Annotated in this window: 16 protein-coding genes; 7 read left to right on the top strand and 9 right to left on the bottom strand. The window is 34.9% G+C overall.

Translation table 11 applies throughout. The features are described from left to right. Positions 1-71 precede the first annotated feature (71 nt). Together OXQ85_RS12425 and OXQ85_RS12420 are read left to right on the top strand one after the other, a co-directional pair. A complete protein-coding gene (locus OXQ85_RS12425; RefSeq protein WP_267404992.1) occupies positions 72-542 on the top strand; it encodes an OsmC family protein in 471 nt (156 codons plus the stop codon). 228 nt (positions 543-770) lie between these two features. Beyond that, on the top strand, positions 771-1,418 hold the full coding sequence (locus OXQ85_RS12420) for a response regulator transcription factor (protein ID WP_267404991.1): 648 nt from the start codon (positions 771-773) through the stop codon (positions 1,416-1,418). Between the two features lie 90 nt (positions 1,419-1,508). Here the strand turns inward: OXQ85_RS12420 and OXQ85_RS12415 are convergent, their stop codons facing one another. The 6 genes from OXQ85_RS12415 to OXQ85_RS12390 form a co-directional block, all read right to left on the bottom strand. Next, a complete protein-coding gene (locus OXQ85_RS12415; RefSeq protein ID WP_267404990.1) occupies positions 1,509-3,014 on the bottom strand; it encodes a carboxypeptidase-like regulatory domain-containing protein in 1,506 nt (501 codons plus the stop codon). Positions 3,015-3,025: 11 nt separating this feature from the next. Next, positions 3,026-4,390: a CsgG/HfaB family protein gene (locus tag OXQ85_RS12410; protein ID WP_267404989.1), complete on the bottom strand. Its 1,365-nt coding sequence runs from the start codon at positions 4,388-4,390 to the stop codon at positions 3,026-3,028. A 21-nt stretch (positions 4,391-4,411) separates the two neighbouring features. Then, entirely contained in the window at positions 4,412-4,825 is a 414-nt protein-coding gene (locus OXQ85_RS12405) for a curli assembly protein CsgF (protein ID WP_267404988.1), read from the bottom strand. Between the two features lie 11 nt (positions 4,826-4,836). Continuing rightward, a complete protein-coding gene (locus OXQ85_RS12400) occupies positions 4,837-5,568 on the bottom strand; it encodes a CsgE family curli-type amyloid fiber assembly protein (protein WP_267404987.1) in 732 nt (243 codons plus the stop codon). A 12-nt stretch (positions 5,569-5,580) separates the two neighbouring features. Further along, positions 5,581-5,979, bottom strand: a complete 399-nt coding sequence (locus OXQ85_RS12395) for a hypothetical protein (protein ID WP_267404986.1) — start codon at positions 5,977-5,979, stop codon at positions 5,581-5,583. Between the two features lie 179 nt (positions 5,980-6,158). Beyond that, the gene (locus OXQ85_RS12390; protein ID WP_267404985.1) at positions 6,159-6,977 is read right to left on the bottom strand and encodes a hypothetical protein; all 819 of its coding nucleotides are present in this window, start codon (positions 6,975-6,977) and stop codon (positions 6,159-6,161) included. Positions 6,978-7,538: 561 nt separating this feature from the next. Between OXQ85_RS12390 and OXQ85_RS12385 the strand changes: the two genes are divergently transcribed. The 4 genes from OXQ85_RS12385 to OXQ85_RS12370 are packed head-to-tail and all read left to right on the top strand — an operon-like array spanning position 7,539 to position 10,798. Then, positions 7,539-8,165 carry a CoA pyrophosphatase gene (locus OXQ85_RS12385; protein WP_267404984.1) on the top strand — a complete coding sequence of 209 codons (627 nt, stop codon included), beginning with the start codon at positions 7,539-7,541 and terminating at the stop codon, positions 8,163-8,165. Between the two features lie 27 nt (positions 8,166-8,192). Then, on the top strand, positions 8,193-8,999 hold the full coding sequence (locus tag OXQ85_RS12380) for a lysophospholipid acyltransferase family protein (protein WP_267404983.1): 807 nt from the start codon (positions 8,193-8,195) through the stop codon (positions 8,997-8,999). Between the two features lie 16 nt (positions 9,000-9,015). Next, positions 9,016-9,453, top strand: a complete 438-nt coding sequence (locus OXQ85_RS12375) for a hypothetical protein (RefSeq protein WP_267404982.1) — start codon at positions 9,016-9,018, stop codon at positions 9,451-9,453. A gap of 7 nt (positions 9,454-9,460) precedes the next feature. Continuing rightward, the gene (locus OXQ85_RS12370) at positions 9,461-10,798 is read left to right on the top strand and encodes a Mur ligase family protein (RefSeq protein WP_267404980.1); all 1,338 of its coding nucleotides are present in this window, start codon (positions 9,461-9,463) and stop codon (positions 10,796-10,798) included. 61 nt (positions 10,799-10,859) lie between these two features. On the opposite strand, the gene OXQ85_RS12365 is transcribed toward OXQ85_RS12370, so the two are convergent. Next, a complete protein-coding gene (locus OXQ85_RS12365) occupies positions 10,860-11,045 on the bottom strand; it encodes a hypothetical protein (RefSeq protein WP_267404978.1) in 186 nt (61 codons plus the stop codon). 181 nt (positions 11,046-11,226) lie between these two features. Then, on the bottom strand, positions 11,227-12,102 hold the full coding sequence (locus OXQ85_RS12360) for an aldo/keto reductase (RefSeq protein WP_267404976.1): 876 nt from the start codon (positions 12,100-12,102) through the stop codon (positions 11,227-11,229). Between the two features lie 127 nt (positions 12,103-12,229). Here OXQ85_RS12360 and OXQ85_RS12355 point away from each other — a divergent pair, with 127 nt between their 5' ends. Beyond that, complete coding sequence (locus OXQ85_RS12355) at positions 12,230-12,664, top strand: GNAT family N-acetyltransferase (protein ID WP_267404974.1); 435 nt, start codon at positions 12,230-12,232, stop codon at positions 12,662-12,664. 108 nt (positions 12,665-12,772) lie between these two features. On the opposite strand, the gene OXQ85_RS12350 is transcribed toward OXQ85_RS12355, so the two are convergent. Continuing rightward, positions 12,773-13,690 carry a LysR family transcriptional regulator gene (locus tag OXQ85_RS12350; protein WP_267404972.1) on the bottom strand — a complete coding sequence of 306 codons (918 nt, stop codon included), beginning with the start codon at positions 13,688-13,690 and terminating at the stop codon, positions 12,773-12,775. Positions 13,691-13,789: the final 99 nt, after the last annotated feature.

Genomic DNA, 13,789 nt, shown 5'->3' with positions numbered 1-13,789 from the left:
AAAAAAATTTCAACCTCTGGACTTTGTCTGGAGGTTTTTTGTCTAATAAATTTAAATCATAAAATATAAAAATGAACAAAGAACACCACTACAAAACCACGATTGAATGGACAGGCAACCAAGGAACCGGAACCGATAATTACAGAAACTACGAACGCAGCCATACCATTTCGGTAGAAAATAAGCCGATAATTGAAGGTTCATCTGATCCCGCTTTTCGAGGTGATAAAACAAAGCATAATCCTGAAGATATGCTACTCTCTTCCCTATCCTCCTGCCACATGCTTTGGTATCTTCATTTTTGCTCTGTAGAAGGCGTTATCGTGACCGCATATACAGACAATGCAACCGGAATTATGGTTGAAGAAACCAACGGAAGTGGTCATTTTTCAGAAGTAACATTAAACCCAACGGTAACTGTTTCTGATGAAAGCATGATTGAAAAAGCAAAAGAGCTTCATTATAAAGCAAATGAATTTTGTTTCATCGCGAAGTCGGTAAATTTTCCGGTGAAACATATCCCAGTTGTGTTAGTTAAATAAAAAATTAATTATTTTAAAATCTTTAAAACACCTATCAATATTATATTTTAACAATAATAACTCTAATTTTAACACTCAAAACTCCACCCAAAGGGATTTATTTAGTAAAAAACCAATTAAAACTTAAATTAATTATCAATAATTATTATATTAATTGAATATTTTTAAACATTTTTCATCAATTATAAAGTTTTTTTCCTATTTTTATATCAATTAAAACTATCCATGATGAAGCCAAGATTGACCATCTTTGATGAACCGATGTTATATACAGAAGGCTTATCAAAACTCCTTGCTCAGAGTAAAATTTTTAATTCAATTGATATCTGCAATTCTCAGGAAAAGCTTTCACAACAATTACAGGAAGAAGCTCCGGAATTCCTCATGATAAGCTCAAACATGCTGATGCTTACGGAACTTTGCAAATCTGTCGAGAGCATTACATCAAAGCATAAAAATATTAAAATCATCATTTTTGGGAACAGCTACGATGTGATAGACATTAGAAAATTATTCAACAAAGGCATTAAAAGTTATCTGGATAAAAGCAGCAATTACGAAGAGTTTTTAAGATCAATCCAATGTCTGATGGCCGATGAGGTGTATATTTGTGATAATGCAAAGAATAAAATGATAAGCTTCATCAGTAGTGATCAGAGTCAACAAAAGCTTCATATTAAAGATCCATTAACCAAACGCGAAATGGAAATCCTAAAACTCATTTGCGATGGGCTCAGCAGTAAAGATATCTGCGAAAAACTTTTCATCAGCATCAACACGGTGGAAACACATCGAAAAAGAATTCTTTTAAAATTAAACGTAAAAAATTCGGTTGGTGTGGTAAAATACGCGTTGGAAAATCATATTATAGACTAATATTAACTAAATAATTGACCCAAAAGAAATTCCAAACTTATGCGCAAGTTTGGAATTCTTTTTGAAAATGATTCTCAGGTTAATTTGATATTATTCATAATCGGGCATTTCTGCATTATTGAAAAGATTTGCCCGTGTAAGATCGGTTAAAGAGCTGCTCAGGTCGATTACCATCACATTTCTTTGAGAAATATTATCATTTGAAGTATTCATAAAAACAATCTGTGCATTGTTGGGTGAAAATCGAGGATCGAGATCATTTGTTCCCAATACTTTATCGCTTTCCACCGAAATATCGTGATTAACATTAGTCGTTAAATCATACATAAAAATATGCGAATCTAACTGTCTGTAATTGGCATCTTCATGCCCCGAAACATCACGAGTGTACAAAAGATATTGCCCGTTAACTGAAAAATTCAGTCCGCCAACTGCTCCCGGCATTCCGGAAAGAATAGATTTCACTACATTTCCCATCATATCAATAATATAAATTTTAGTATTATATCCGTTGAAATTATTGGTCTTAATCGCAATCTGGCTGCTGTCGTAGCTCCAATCACATTCGGAAATCATACTTCCGTCGGGAGTTGTGTAAACCAATGTGAGGCCGCTTCCGTCTTTATTAATTCTGTATAATTTATCAAAATTGGCATATAAAAGTTCTTTTCCGTTGGTGCTCCACGCAAAATCCATTTCATAATTATTAAAACCTGCAACAGGAACGGTGGTTACTTTAAACACATTAGAACCATCAGGATTTGCAGTGAATAAATGCGTATTTCCGCCTTCTGTACGTAGAAAAGCAATCAAACCTGCATTATTATTTTTTCGCGGACGCCAGCTGTTGTAAGACGAATTGGTAAACTGAAAATTATTCCCAGCTTCATCACTCGAAATAATCACCATATTCCCGTTTTGCTTTTGGGCATAATGATAACGGTTGGCGGGAACAGTATTTGTAGTAAACTTACTCGTAGCGCTTAAAACCGCGGGATGAATACCATCTGAAACAGAAACCTGCCAGAAATAACTCACTCCAAATTTCAGATTAGAAAGTGTATAATGATTCGTCTGTAAATCATTCACCTGAATAACATCTGTGGTTAAATTATTTTTTACGGTTATGTTGTATTTTAAAACATCATCTTTATCGGGATCCGTGGAACTCCAAGTTAATTCAACACTTAAAGGCTGATTGACCGAATTATCTGTCGGGCTCAATAATTGTGGTGTTGTAGGCGGTGAATTCAAAGAAGTATCGTCATCCATTTCAAAAACTACCGTCACCAATTGATTTTGATTTTGAATATTGACCCCTTGAAAATTCGTCACATATTCCGACAATTCGGCTTTTACAGAATAATTTCCTATCGGCATATCTTTAATTTCAAAAGTTCCGTCTTCAGCCGTGAAAACAGTTTGAGTAGTTGGCGCTGTAAAAATTTTCACATTTGCAATCGCTGTATTTGTTCCTCTTTTTACTACTTTCCCTTTTATTGAGCCTGTTTGCGCCTGATCTACCAATTCTTCACTGCATGAAAAGAAGCAGGCGAAAAGTAAAATAATGCTGAATATTTTAATTAAAGTTTTCATAGTTTAGGTTTTTATTTGTTTCCGATGTAAAAATTAAGTCCCAACGAAAATCGTAATGCCTGATCTTTTCTTTTTCCATTAATCAAGCCTTCCCAATCATCTTTAAACCCAAGATCATATTGCGAAGAAGCTCGCACAGCAACATTTTTACTCACCAGATATTCTAATCCGCCACCAAACTGACCTTTGTATTGAGGTTTAAACTTAGAATACATCGCCCCAAAACCACCGTAGAGGTAAGGACTGAATTTATATTTCGGAAAAAGCAGATATTCAACATTCACTTCTGGAATTAGATAACTGCGTTTCACAATATTTTCGTTTTCCAAAGTGAAATAACTTCCGCTGAATTCTATGTTGAAGTTTTCATTTAGGAAAAATTTCATTCCTAATTTTCCACCAATATTCATTTTAGGATTTACATAATCATCACGCACTTTTTGAGCTTCCACATTGGCAAAAAAAGAAAGTTGCTGTCTGTTGTTATGGGGAAATCGGTTTCCTATCACACGGTCTTTATTCTTTGTCTGTTCTCTTTCATATTCATCCAAAACTGCCTGATAATTATTCATCGCATCAACAGATTTTCCCCAGATCTTATCCCGAATTCCTTCAACGATTAAAGATTTTACCGCTTTTTCAATAGCTTCGGTTACTGCCAGTTGCACGGGCTCATTTTGGGTAAGCCCAACTTCGGCTTCCAACAATCTTTCGGTATCAATATATCTGAAAAAACTGCCGTTAACACTGGTTGAAAGAATAGTTTTAGAAGTATAAACGGTTTTTAAAATCTCACCATTTAACGTAGAAATCGCGCGAAGATAAACGGTAATTCTATCCTGTCTGTATTGCGTAGAAGCCCCGATCCCGAAATATCGCGCCCCGAGACCGCCCGTCATAATATTGCTGTCGTAGGAAATAACGCCACCTTCCAATAAAATTCCGGCATATAAAAGTGGCGGCAACGTTTGAGAATTTTTATCCACGTCTTTTAAATATTCCTGTCTTGTAGAGCGGATAATTTGTCTTTCATTCAAAAGATTAGCGATATTTTCTCTTTCAATCGGGGTAAACCATCGGCTGTCTTCCAGTGCTTTGATAAGAATGGTTGTTGTACCTTGTGGAACGGCTGTGCTCCAGTTATTACCATTTTCTGAAGGTTTGTACTGCCCTGTTTGATCCCGGAATTTATACACACCAATGGCGATTTTTTCTTTAGGCAAAGGTAATTTTTTCAAATCGGTGGTATAAGAAGTATACTCGCCCATCGTAGATTTTTCGGGTGAAGACGGCAATCCGAAAACGGAACCACAACCTTGTGCAAAGCAGATGAGCACAACACAGAACAATATTCTGGTGTAATGATATAGTTTCATGATTAGTTGAGTTTTTAATTTTTATTTCGGAATTACAATTTCGGACTGATCTCCTGTTCCCGTATCCAAAATATTGATCAGCAACCCCTGAGATGTGTTGGTAACCTGCAGATACAACGAACCAAAAAGATAATTTCCGGGTTGAATGCTTTCGCCATCACCAAACTGATCCTGAAACAATTTTCTTGATAATTCGCTTAAAATCTGTCGATTTAAACTTTGACTAAAACTGTCGATTGAATTTAAATTGCCAAGCAAATCGCTGTAATTATCTTTGCTGTCGAACTGGTTTTGCGCATTTGCCGAGCTCAGCAGCCATTGATAATTAAAAGTATCGCCTCCGAAAGCCGGATTTATCGGTTTATAGACAAGTTGTTGAGATTTACCCAAAAACATCCCTGTAATGAATAATAATAACAAAGTAAATGTTTTCATGAGTGGTCGTTTTAATATATAAATTCATTTTTAATCAAATTTTTCTTCGCATTGAACTCTTTGATGTATTTAAAAGTATTTGTCACCTGATCTTTAAGATAATCTTCACTCGGATTAGTCATAAAACTGTAAATAATTTTATCATCAATTTGAATATTAATCTGTCCGTTTGTTCCACGTCCGGGAAGTTCTGAAACCGTGATCGCAGAATTACTTTTATCAGGTTGCTGACTGTATTGAATATAAAATAAGTCGTAAAAATCTTTTCCTACTTTGCTTTTGGTTTCATCAATCGTTAACCCTTTTAATTCAAAAACAACATCTTCTTCCACTTTACTCACTTTTCGCCTGAACAGATCATGATTGATTTCCAGGCTGTCTTTTGTAATCAGCTTTTGTGTTTCTTCATCTTTTATATATAGAAAAGCTTTTAAGGCTGAATTTTTTTCATAATTGATATTAATCTCAGAAAGTGTTTTAACCTCACTCGGATTGATAGAAAATTTTCCACTTTGCTGATTGTTGGATAAATTACCGCTGCTTGTTTTTTTAATGGAAACTAAAAGATAATTCAGCTCTTTGTAAATGGGCGTATTATTGGTGACAACGGCTTTTAGCTTAATTTGATTTTCAACAATTTCGTTCTCTATCTTCGCAGTTACTTTTTTATCTTCCTGCCCGTAAAGAAAAACCGACAGGAAAATAAAAAGTAAGCACAATTTCAAGGAATATAGATTTTTCATTTCAATTCAAGTTCAATAGTTACGCATGAAAATCGTCATATTATCACCTTTTACATTCATTTTCATTCCGTCTGAAATACTGTTACTTCCTGTAACATCTACGATATTATTATAGCCTTGTGTAGTGATAGAAGTTTTTACTTCAACATCAGAAAAAGAATTGATAAAATACAGTGAATTGTAATCACCAAACTGTTTCACAGAAATATCTGTTTTGGCATTTAATGATAATTCTGCTGTATTACAATCACCCATTTGAAGGATATTGGAATAAGACATTGCCTGTTCGGAATTCTGATTGGAAATGACATTAAAAACAGTATTACTATTGATGTTTTCCCAATCAATCTGCTGTGATTTCACAGAAACGAAAGCTAAAAGTGTAATGACACTCCACCCCAACTTATACATGGTTTCATTAATTTTAATTAAAGTTACATCATTGAAAAACAGGATAAAACACGAGCATTTGGTATAAAATTAAAATCACGGTTTTCGGGTATTTCCTTACGTATTTTCACTTAATATTTTAAGCCGAAAAAAGGAGAAGAAAGACCTCTCCTTTTGTTCAGATTGCATTTATAATAGTCTTAATTAGATTGAGTAACCATCATAGAATTGTTATTTCCAACCTGCGCTCCCCAATGAATGTGCCCATCGCCGTATTGGCTGATCGCAGCTACGTTTCCGTTACCTAATTGGGCATCCAAAGCAGTGTTGCCATCACCAAGCTGAAGCTGGATCAATAGGTTATCGGAACCCACCTGAGCGCCCATAGCCATATTGTCGTTTCCTACCTGAAGTGCGGCAGCAATGTTATCGTCCCCTATTTGATAGTTGGTTGCACTGTTGTCATTACCTTCCTGATATTGTACTAAAAGGTTTCCGCTTCCGAATTGAGTACCTTCCGCCGAGTTTCTTCTTCCAATCTGGAACTGAGCGGCAATATTATCATCGCCCCATTGAAGAGAAGAAGCTTCGTTTCTTCTACCATCCTGCATTTGAACGGCTGAGTTACCACTTCCCAGCTGAGTTGAGGATACTTCATTTCTTCGGCCTACCTGCGTTTGCTCTGTAGAGTTGAAAAATCCTACCTGCCATGTGCTTGAAACATTTCGGTTTCCGGTTTGGCTGGTTTCGTTGGAGTTTCCAACACCTGTTTGGTCTACAGTGATTGAGTTTCTGTTTCCTATACTTTCTGCATCGTTTGTGTTAAAAGCACCCACCTGATCGATGTTGGCCGTATTTCGGTTTCCATCCTGATTCAAGGTGTTCATGTTCAATAGACCTGTTTGATCTACAGTTGCTACGTTCCAGTTTCCTGTTTGAGTTGTTACGTCAATATTTGCTTGTGCAAATGTGAAACCCATGGCCATTAGTGTACATACACCGGTAAGAAAGTTTTTCATTTTAGTAAAAATTAATTGGTTAATTAGTGAGACAAAGATAGAAGTTGAAGAAAATGGAGAAAACACTATAAAAGTGTAAATGTTGAAAATCACGGTTTCCGGTATTATGGCTACCCATTTTTGGTTATATGTGGTAATAGGTAGAAATACGGTGAGTTGTGAGTGGGAGGATTTTGAGAGTTGGAGGGTGGGAGGGTTTGAGAGTTTGAGAGTTTTAGGGTTGATGTGTTTTTCAATTGTGTAGATTAGATTTCTCCTTCACCGAAATGACAGAAAAATCATTTCTTTTTAATTGATTCTTCTATTCTATTTGAATATGATTAAAAAGCGTTGCAAACTTTTATAAGTGAAACGGCTTTGTGAAACCAAAAAAGATTAGGAATTAAAAAATCTTTGTGCACTTTGCGTTAAAATTAAATAATATAATTAATAATCTGTATTCAAATAGCTTATAACTTTTTAAACATACTTTACAATTTTTACTCTCTAGATTTCACCTTTTACCATTAATTAACATATTTCCCTCTTCTTTTCTTCAAGATATATTGCTAAATTTGAAGTATGAGTTTTGGAAAAGATTTATTAAGAAAAATAAAAACCGCAGAATTACCGGGAATAGGGGCACACGGCGTATTCTCACCACCTTATCGTCCTGTTTTTACGTATGACGAGATTTTAGAGAAAAATCCGAAATTTGCAGCTGTAAATATTGTGTTATATCTAAAGAATGACGAGTGGCACTTTCCGTTAATTCAGAGAACCATCAACGAACACGACAGACATAGCGGACAAATTTCTTTACCTGGCGGAAAACGTGAAGAAATGGATCAGGATTTTGCACAAACTGCCGTGCGCGAGACTTCCGAGGAAATTGGGATTGAAAAACATTATGTAAGAATTATCAGAGAAATGTCTCCGATCTATATCCCGCCAAGCAATTTTTATGTATATCCCTATATCTCGTACACGAAAAAAAATCCGGAATTTATCTTACAGCAAACCGAAGCAGTTGAAGTGATAGAATTTCCTATAACTTCGTTTTTAGAACTTCCCGATCAGCCAGAAATTATGGCATTACCAAGCGCGGGAGGTAAAGAGGTACCGGTTATAAATTTTAACGGATACATCATCTGGGGTGCTACAGCAATGATATTAAGTGAATTCAGCCAGTTGCTGAAAAAAATGTAACTTTGCACAACCGTGTTTAATTGAGAGATGGCGAAGAAAAATATTTTCACCGACGCGTTCGGAACTCCTTATTTTTTAAAAAGGTTTATCATTTTTATTTTAGGTATTGTTTCTTACAGAAGATTCAATGGTTTTAATAAATTGAAGATAACCGGTACAGAATATCTTGTGGATCTTCCGGATTCTAATGTGCTTTTTGTATCAAACCATCAAACTTATTTTGCAGACGTGGCCGCTATGTATCACGCTTTCTGCTCTGTAAACAACGGATATTTAAATACAATAAAAAACCCGATCTATCTATTAAACCCAAAGATCGATTTTTACTATGTAGCAGCCGAAGAAACCATGAATAAAGGTATTCTTCCGAAAATTTTTAAAATTGCAGGGGCTGTTACAGTAAAAAGAACATGGAGGGCTGAAGGCAAAAACGTCAACAGAATAGTAGATATGAGCGAGGTGGATAATATTATGAAAGCCTTAGACAACGGCTGGGTAGCTACTTTCCCTCAAGGTACTACTTCGGCTTTTGCGCAAGGAAGAAGAGGAACGGCAAAACTGGTAAAAAATCAACGTCCTATTGTGATTCCTATTAAAATTAATGGATTTCGAAGAGCGTTTGATAAAAAAGGTCTCCGCGTGAAGGTTACAGGCGTAAAACCTACGATGGAGTTTAAAGCTCCTCTTGAAATTGATTATGATAAAGAGAATGCTCAGGAGATTTTGTATAAAATCATGACGGCTATTGAGCAGACTGAAGATTTCAACTTACTACACAATTATGATGAAGAACTTAAAGCTAAAAAATTAGAACAAAAGAACTCAGATAATTAAAGTTGATTAAAAAATTATGAAAAGAATAATAGGGACCTTATTCGCAATCATAGTATTAGTTTCATGCAACAGCCAAAAAGTTTATTCAGATTTTGATGTAAGCTATTCTAAAAGCGGAGGCTATGCTCCAATTTATGAAAATATGCTCATTAGAGAAAATAAGGCACACTACTCTTTTGAGGGGCAGGGAAAGAAATATAAGCAGGATTTTAAATTATCCAACGAAGATTTAAAAAAACTGGAAAATGTACTTTCTCAAAATAATTTTAGAAGAATACAGGAAGATCACAAAAAGATCTACGACAATGTAACGACTTCTATTAATGTAAAAAAAGGTCCGAACGAAGGCAGCAAAACAGATGCAAGTTCAATAATGCCAAATTATAAAACAAATTGGACGAACATTACCAATGCCTTTCAGGAGATCATTAATAATAACGTAAAAAAACAGTAAATACAAATTGAAAAACCACTTCATTGCTATCGGCGGGAGCGCCATGCATAATCTTGCTATTGCGTTAAAAGACAAAGGATATCAGGTTACAGGCTCAGATGATGCTATTTTTGAACCTTCAAAATCGAGGCTTGAAAAGAAAGGGATTTTACCCGAAGAATTGGGTTGGTTTCCTGAGAAAATTACGTCTGATATTGATGCTGTAATTCTTGGAATGCATGCTCATCAGGACAATCCTGAACTGGCAAGAGCAAAAGAACTGGGTTTAAAAATTTATTCTTATCCTGAATTTTTGTACGAACAGTCTAAAAATAAAACAAGAGTTGTAATTGCCGGATCTCACGGTAAAACCACCATTACTTCGATGATTCTTCATGTGCTGAATTTCCATGAGAAAGATGTAGATTTTATGGTGGGAGCTCAGCTTGAAGGGTTCGACTGCATGGTTAAACTAACTCAAGATAACGATTTTATGGTGTTGGAAGGTGATGAATACCTTTCCTCTCCTATCGATCTTCGTTCAAAATTTTTACTGTATCAGCCAAATATTGCGTTACTAAGCGGAATTGCGTGGGACCACATCAACGTTTTTACAACTTTTGATGATTATATCGAGCAATTCAGAAAATTTGTAGCAAGCATTACTCCCGGTGGAATTTTAGTCTATAACGAAGAAGATGCTGAAGTCGTAAAAGTGGTGGAAGCAGCAGAAAATTATTTCAGAAAAATACCTTATAAAACTCCGGAATACAAAATCACCAACGGTAAAGTTCATTTAAAAACAGAAATGGGAGAAGTTCCGCTATCTGTTTTTGGGGCGCATAATTTACTGAATTTGGAAGGAGCAAGACATATTTGCCATACTTTGGGCATTATGGATGAAGATTTCTATGAAGCAATTATGAGCTTCAAAGGAGCTTCTAAACGTCTGGAAAAAGTAGAAAGAAATGATAAAGGAACGCTCTACAAAGATTTTGCACACGCCCCAAGTAAAGTAAAAGCGGCGGTAAAAGCTTTTAATGAGCAATTTAAAAACGATAAAAAATATGGTTTCCTTGAATTACATACCTATTCCAGCTTGAATCCTGTATTTTTAGAACAATACGATCATGCGATGGATGGTTTGGATGAAGCCATTGTTTTCTATTCTGAAGATGCTTTAAAAATCAAAAGAATGGAGCCTATTTCTCCTGAATTGATTAAGGAAAAATTTAAAAATGAAAATCTAAAAGTCTTCACCAATGCTGAAGAACTTCACGCTTATTGGGATTTGTTGGACAAAACGCAAGGTATTTTTCTGATGATGAGCTCCGGCAACTTTGGCGGATTAGATTTAACAAAATAATTCCTTTTTACATAACACAAAAACTCCTTTCAGATTGAAAGGAGTTTTGCTTTTATATTCATTATTTCTCTTTTGATTTACCATCAGATTCTTTATCATCCGGATTATCTTCCGAATTTTCAGAACTTGTTGAGTTTTCCGCTTCTTCAGCGTGTGTGATGTGCTGGTAAATACTCTCCAATGTCTCCGCCGAGACTTCCTCTTTTACACTTTCGTCGATTAAGTTTTCATTTCTACTTGGGTCCATAACTTTAATTTTTGAGATTCAGTTCTTTAAAGTTAAGATTTATTTTTTAAACGACTTTTAGGCAAAATTCATAAAAAAAGAAGCAATAAATTATCACTTCTTTCGTATAAAATTATCTAATAGATTAGGTTGATGATGCGTAATCTGTTTAATCTGCGAGGAATAAATATTTTAATCAAAATTAAATATCAGCCACAGAATTCAGCATTTTTTCTTCCCAAGAAGGATCTTTAGGATCGAAAAATAATCTTTTACTGGTGTCTAGCGAACGAACAACATTCATTTCATCTTCTGATAATTCAAAATCAAAAACATTGAAATTTTCTTCAATTCTGGAAGGCGTTACAGATTTCGGAATCACACAGAAACCTTCTTGCAAATGCCATCTTAAAATCACCTGAGCTACCGTTTTATTATATTTTGAAGCAATATTTTTCAATTCTGAATTATCTAGCAAACCTGCATTTCCGTTCCCAAGTGGGCTCCAAGGTTGTGTAACAATATTATTTTCTCTATCGTAAACCTGAAGCTCTTTTTGCTGGAAAATAGGATGCAATTCAATTTGATTAATCACAGGAAGAACTGTTGAATTCGCCTTTAATTCCTCCATTTTCTCCACTGTAAAGTTACAAACTCCGATCGCTTTTATTTTTCCTTCCTGATATAATTCTTCCATAGCCTTCCAAGCTCCGTTAAAATCTGAATACGGCCAATGAATAAGATACATATCTAAATAATCAAGCTGTAATCTGTCTAAAGTTCTTTGGAAAGCGGCCTTTGCCTTATCATACGTTGTATCCTGAACCCAAAGTTTTGAAGTCACAAACAAATCTTCTCTGTTTACTCCACTTTTTTTGATGGCATTTCCTACCGCCGTTTCGTTTTGATAAATAGAAGCTGTGTCGATCATTCTGTAACCCGTTTCAATTGCCTTGATAACAGCATTTTCACACTGCTGCAAATCTTCCATCTGCCAAACTCCGAAACCTAAAGCCGGAATATCAACTCCGTTATTTAATGTAATCACAGGTTGCCCCGGATATGTTTTTTGTTGCATAATATTTAGTTTAATTTTATTTGAATATAAACAAATTTGCGATAAAATTTTGAAATTTTCGGTTACCAATTTTACTTGAATTTTAATTTTTGCTGAAAAAAACTATTTTTGTGAAAATTTTAATCCAATGTCACATTCAACAAGGATCGCAACATCCGAAGACTATACAAGAATTATGGAAATCTGGGAATCTGCCGTGAAAGCAACTCACCATTTTCTTGCCGAAGAAGATTTTAATTATTTTAAAGAAGCGATTCCAAGAGATTATTTGCCCAATCTTGAAGTCTATGTAATTATCGAAAATGAAAAACCGCAAGGTTTCGCATCTGTTTCTGAAGGAAATTTAGAAATGCTTTTTATTCATAATGATAAACGTGGAAATGGTTTAGGTAAAGCATTATATCAATTTATGAAAGAAAAAACCGGCTTAATAAAAGTTGATGTGAACGAACAAAACCTACAAGCCATAGGGTTTTATGAAAAACTAGGATTTAAACAAATCGGAAGATCGGAAAAAGATGGTTCGGGTAAAGATTACCCCATTATTCATATGAGTTTGTAAATGAATTTTACCATAATGTTTGCCATTCTGCCGAAGGAAGAATCTCAACATAAATTAGAGATTCTTCAATCTGCTTTGCTTGTTTATAATGACAAATCCTACAAAATTTTAAATAATCAAGTTTTCCTCTTTACTCATCATTTTTCTGAACAAACCTTTAATATGATCGATTTCTTCTGCATAATTCGTTTTTTTTCTGCATCCAAAATATAATGTATTTTCAAGTTTCTTTTCACCTTCCCAAATTAGTTTGACTTCTCCGTTTTCAATCGCATCTTTGCATAAAAAATCAGGAACAACAGCCAATCCCGTGCCTCCTTTCAGACAACGAACAATTGAGTTTAAGTTGGGAACAATATAATTCGGACGAAAATTTGGTTTATGCCCAAAATTCAGGATCCAAAACTGAAAAAGATGCTCCATATCTCCAGTCGTTCCGTACCATTTTTCCTGTTTCAGCCATTCTTCCACGTGTTCTAAACCTTTTGTAGCAACCACTTCATTAAAACTTTCTGTATCAACATTTTTTCCGCCTACTAAAATAATTTGCTCGGAAGAAAATGGTTCATGTAAAATATTAGGCGAAGTTCCTTTTTTCGGTGTAATAATTAAATCTAAAATCCCTTTATCCAGTTGATCCAACATTTCAGGATATTCTCCAAAACTGATAATTAAATTAAAAGGCAAAGTTGAAACATACTGCTCTAAAGTCGTCTGAAAAGTCTCAAAACACATTCCCACACTTATTGTCGGCGTATGTTTTTCGGTAGATTTTTGAAAGTTTTTTTCAACATCTTCCAATTTCGTCAAAGGTTCAGAAATCGCGTTGAACAAGACTTTTCCTCTTTCCGTCGGAATCATTTTTCTTCCCGTTCTGTCGAATAATTTATACCCGACATACGCTTCCAAAGAGCTCAAATGTAAACTCACTCCCGGCTGCGAAATAAACAGAGAATCTGCCGCTCCCGTCAATGTTCCGGTTTTATAAATTGCTTTAAAGGTTCTATACCATTCTAGATTTACCATAATCTTATAAAGTTGTGAATTGTAAAATTGCTCCGCAGTGAATTGTGAAGTTTTAAATAAATTGTCAAACAAAGCGAATTGACTATTCACAATTCCCTA

Source organism: Chryseobacterium sp. GM_Chr_2 (genome assembly GCF_026540445.1).
Taxonomy (GTDB): Bacteria; Bacteroidota; Bacteroidia; order Flavobacteriales; family Weeksellaceae; genus Chryseobacterium.
Note: the sequence above shows the minus strand (reverse complement) of the source record. Positions and strands in the feature narration are given on the sequence as shown.

What these genes read in the sequence shown, in the direction of transcription:
- OXQ85_RS12380 (WP_267404983.1), top strand. Translation starts at nt 8,193, where the DNA reads ATGGCGAAGAAAAATATTTTCACCGACGCGTTCGGAACTCCTTATTTT.
- OXQ85_RS12410 (WP_267404989.1), bottom strand. Translation starts at nt 4,390, where the DNA reads ATGAAACTATATCATTACACCAGAATATTGTTCTGTGTTGTGCTCATC.
- OXQ85_RS12375 (WP_267404982.1), top strand. Translation starts at nt 9,016, where the DNA reads ATGAAAAGAATAATAGGGACCTTATTCGCAATCATAGTATTAGTTTCA.
- OXQ85_RS12385 (WP_267404984.1), top strand. Translation starts at nt 7,539, where the DNA reads ATGAGTTTTGGAAAAGATTTATTAAGAAAAATAAAAACCGCAGAATTA.
- OXQ85_RS12405 (WP_267404988.1), bottom strand. Translation starts at nt 4,825, where the DNA reads ATGAAAACATTTACTTTGTTATTATTATTCATTACAGGGATGTTTTTG.
- OXQ85_RS12420 (WP_267404991.1), top strand. Translation starts at nt 771, where the DNA reads ATGAAGCCAAGATTGACCATCTTTGATGAACCGATGTTATATACAGAA.
- OXQ85_RS12360 (WP_267404976.1), bottom strand. Translation starts at nt 12,102, where the DNA reads ATGCAACAAAAAACATATCCGGGGCAACCTGTGATTACATTAAATAAC.
- OXQ85_RS12425 (WP_267404992.1), top strand. Translation starts at nt 72, where the DNA reads ATGAACAAAGAACACCACTACAAAACCACGATTGAATGGACAGGCAAC.
- OXQ85_RS12365 (WP_267404978.1), bottom strand. Translation starts at nt 11,045, where the DNA reads ATGGACCCAAGTAGAAATGAAAACTTAATCGACGAAAGTGTAAAAGAG.
- OXQ85_RS12415 (WP_267404990.1), bottom strand. Translation starts at nt 3,014, where the DNA reads ATGAAAACTTTAATTAAAATATTCAGCATTATTTTACTTTTCGCCTGC.
- OXQ85_RS12390 (WP_267404985.1), bottom strand. Translation starts at nt 6,977, where the DNA reads ATGAAAAACTTTCTTACCGGTGTATGTACACTAATGGCCATGGGTTTC.
- OXQ85_RS12400 (WP_267404987.1), bottom strand. Translation starts at nt 5,568, where the DNA reads ATGAAAAATCTATATTCCTTGAAATTGTGCTTACTTTTTATTTTCCTG.
- OXQ85_RS12350 (WP_267404972.1), bottom strand. Translation starts at nt 13,690, where the DNA reads ATGGTAAATCTAGAATGGTATAGAACCTTTAAAGCAATTTATAAAACC.
- OXQ85_RS12355 (WP_267404974.1), top strand. Translation starts at nt 12,230, where the DNA reads ATGTCACATTCAACAAGGATCGCAACATCCGAAGACTATACAAGAATT.
- OXQ85_RS12395 (WP_267404986.1), bottom strand. Translation starts at nt 5,979, where the DNA reads ATGTATAAGTTGGGGTGGAGTGTCATTACACTTTTAGCTTTCGTTTCT.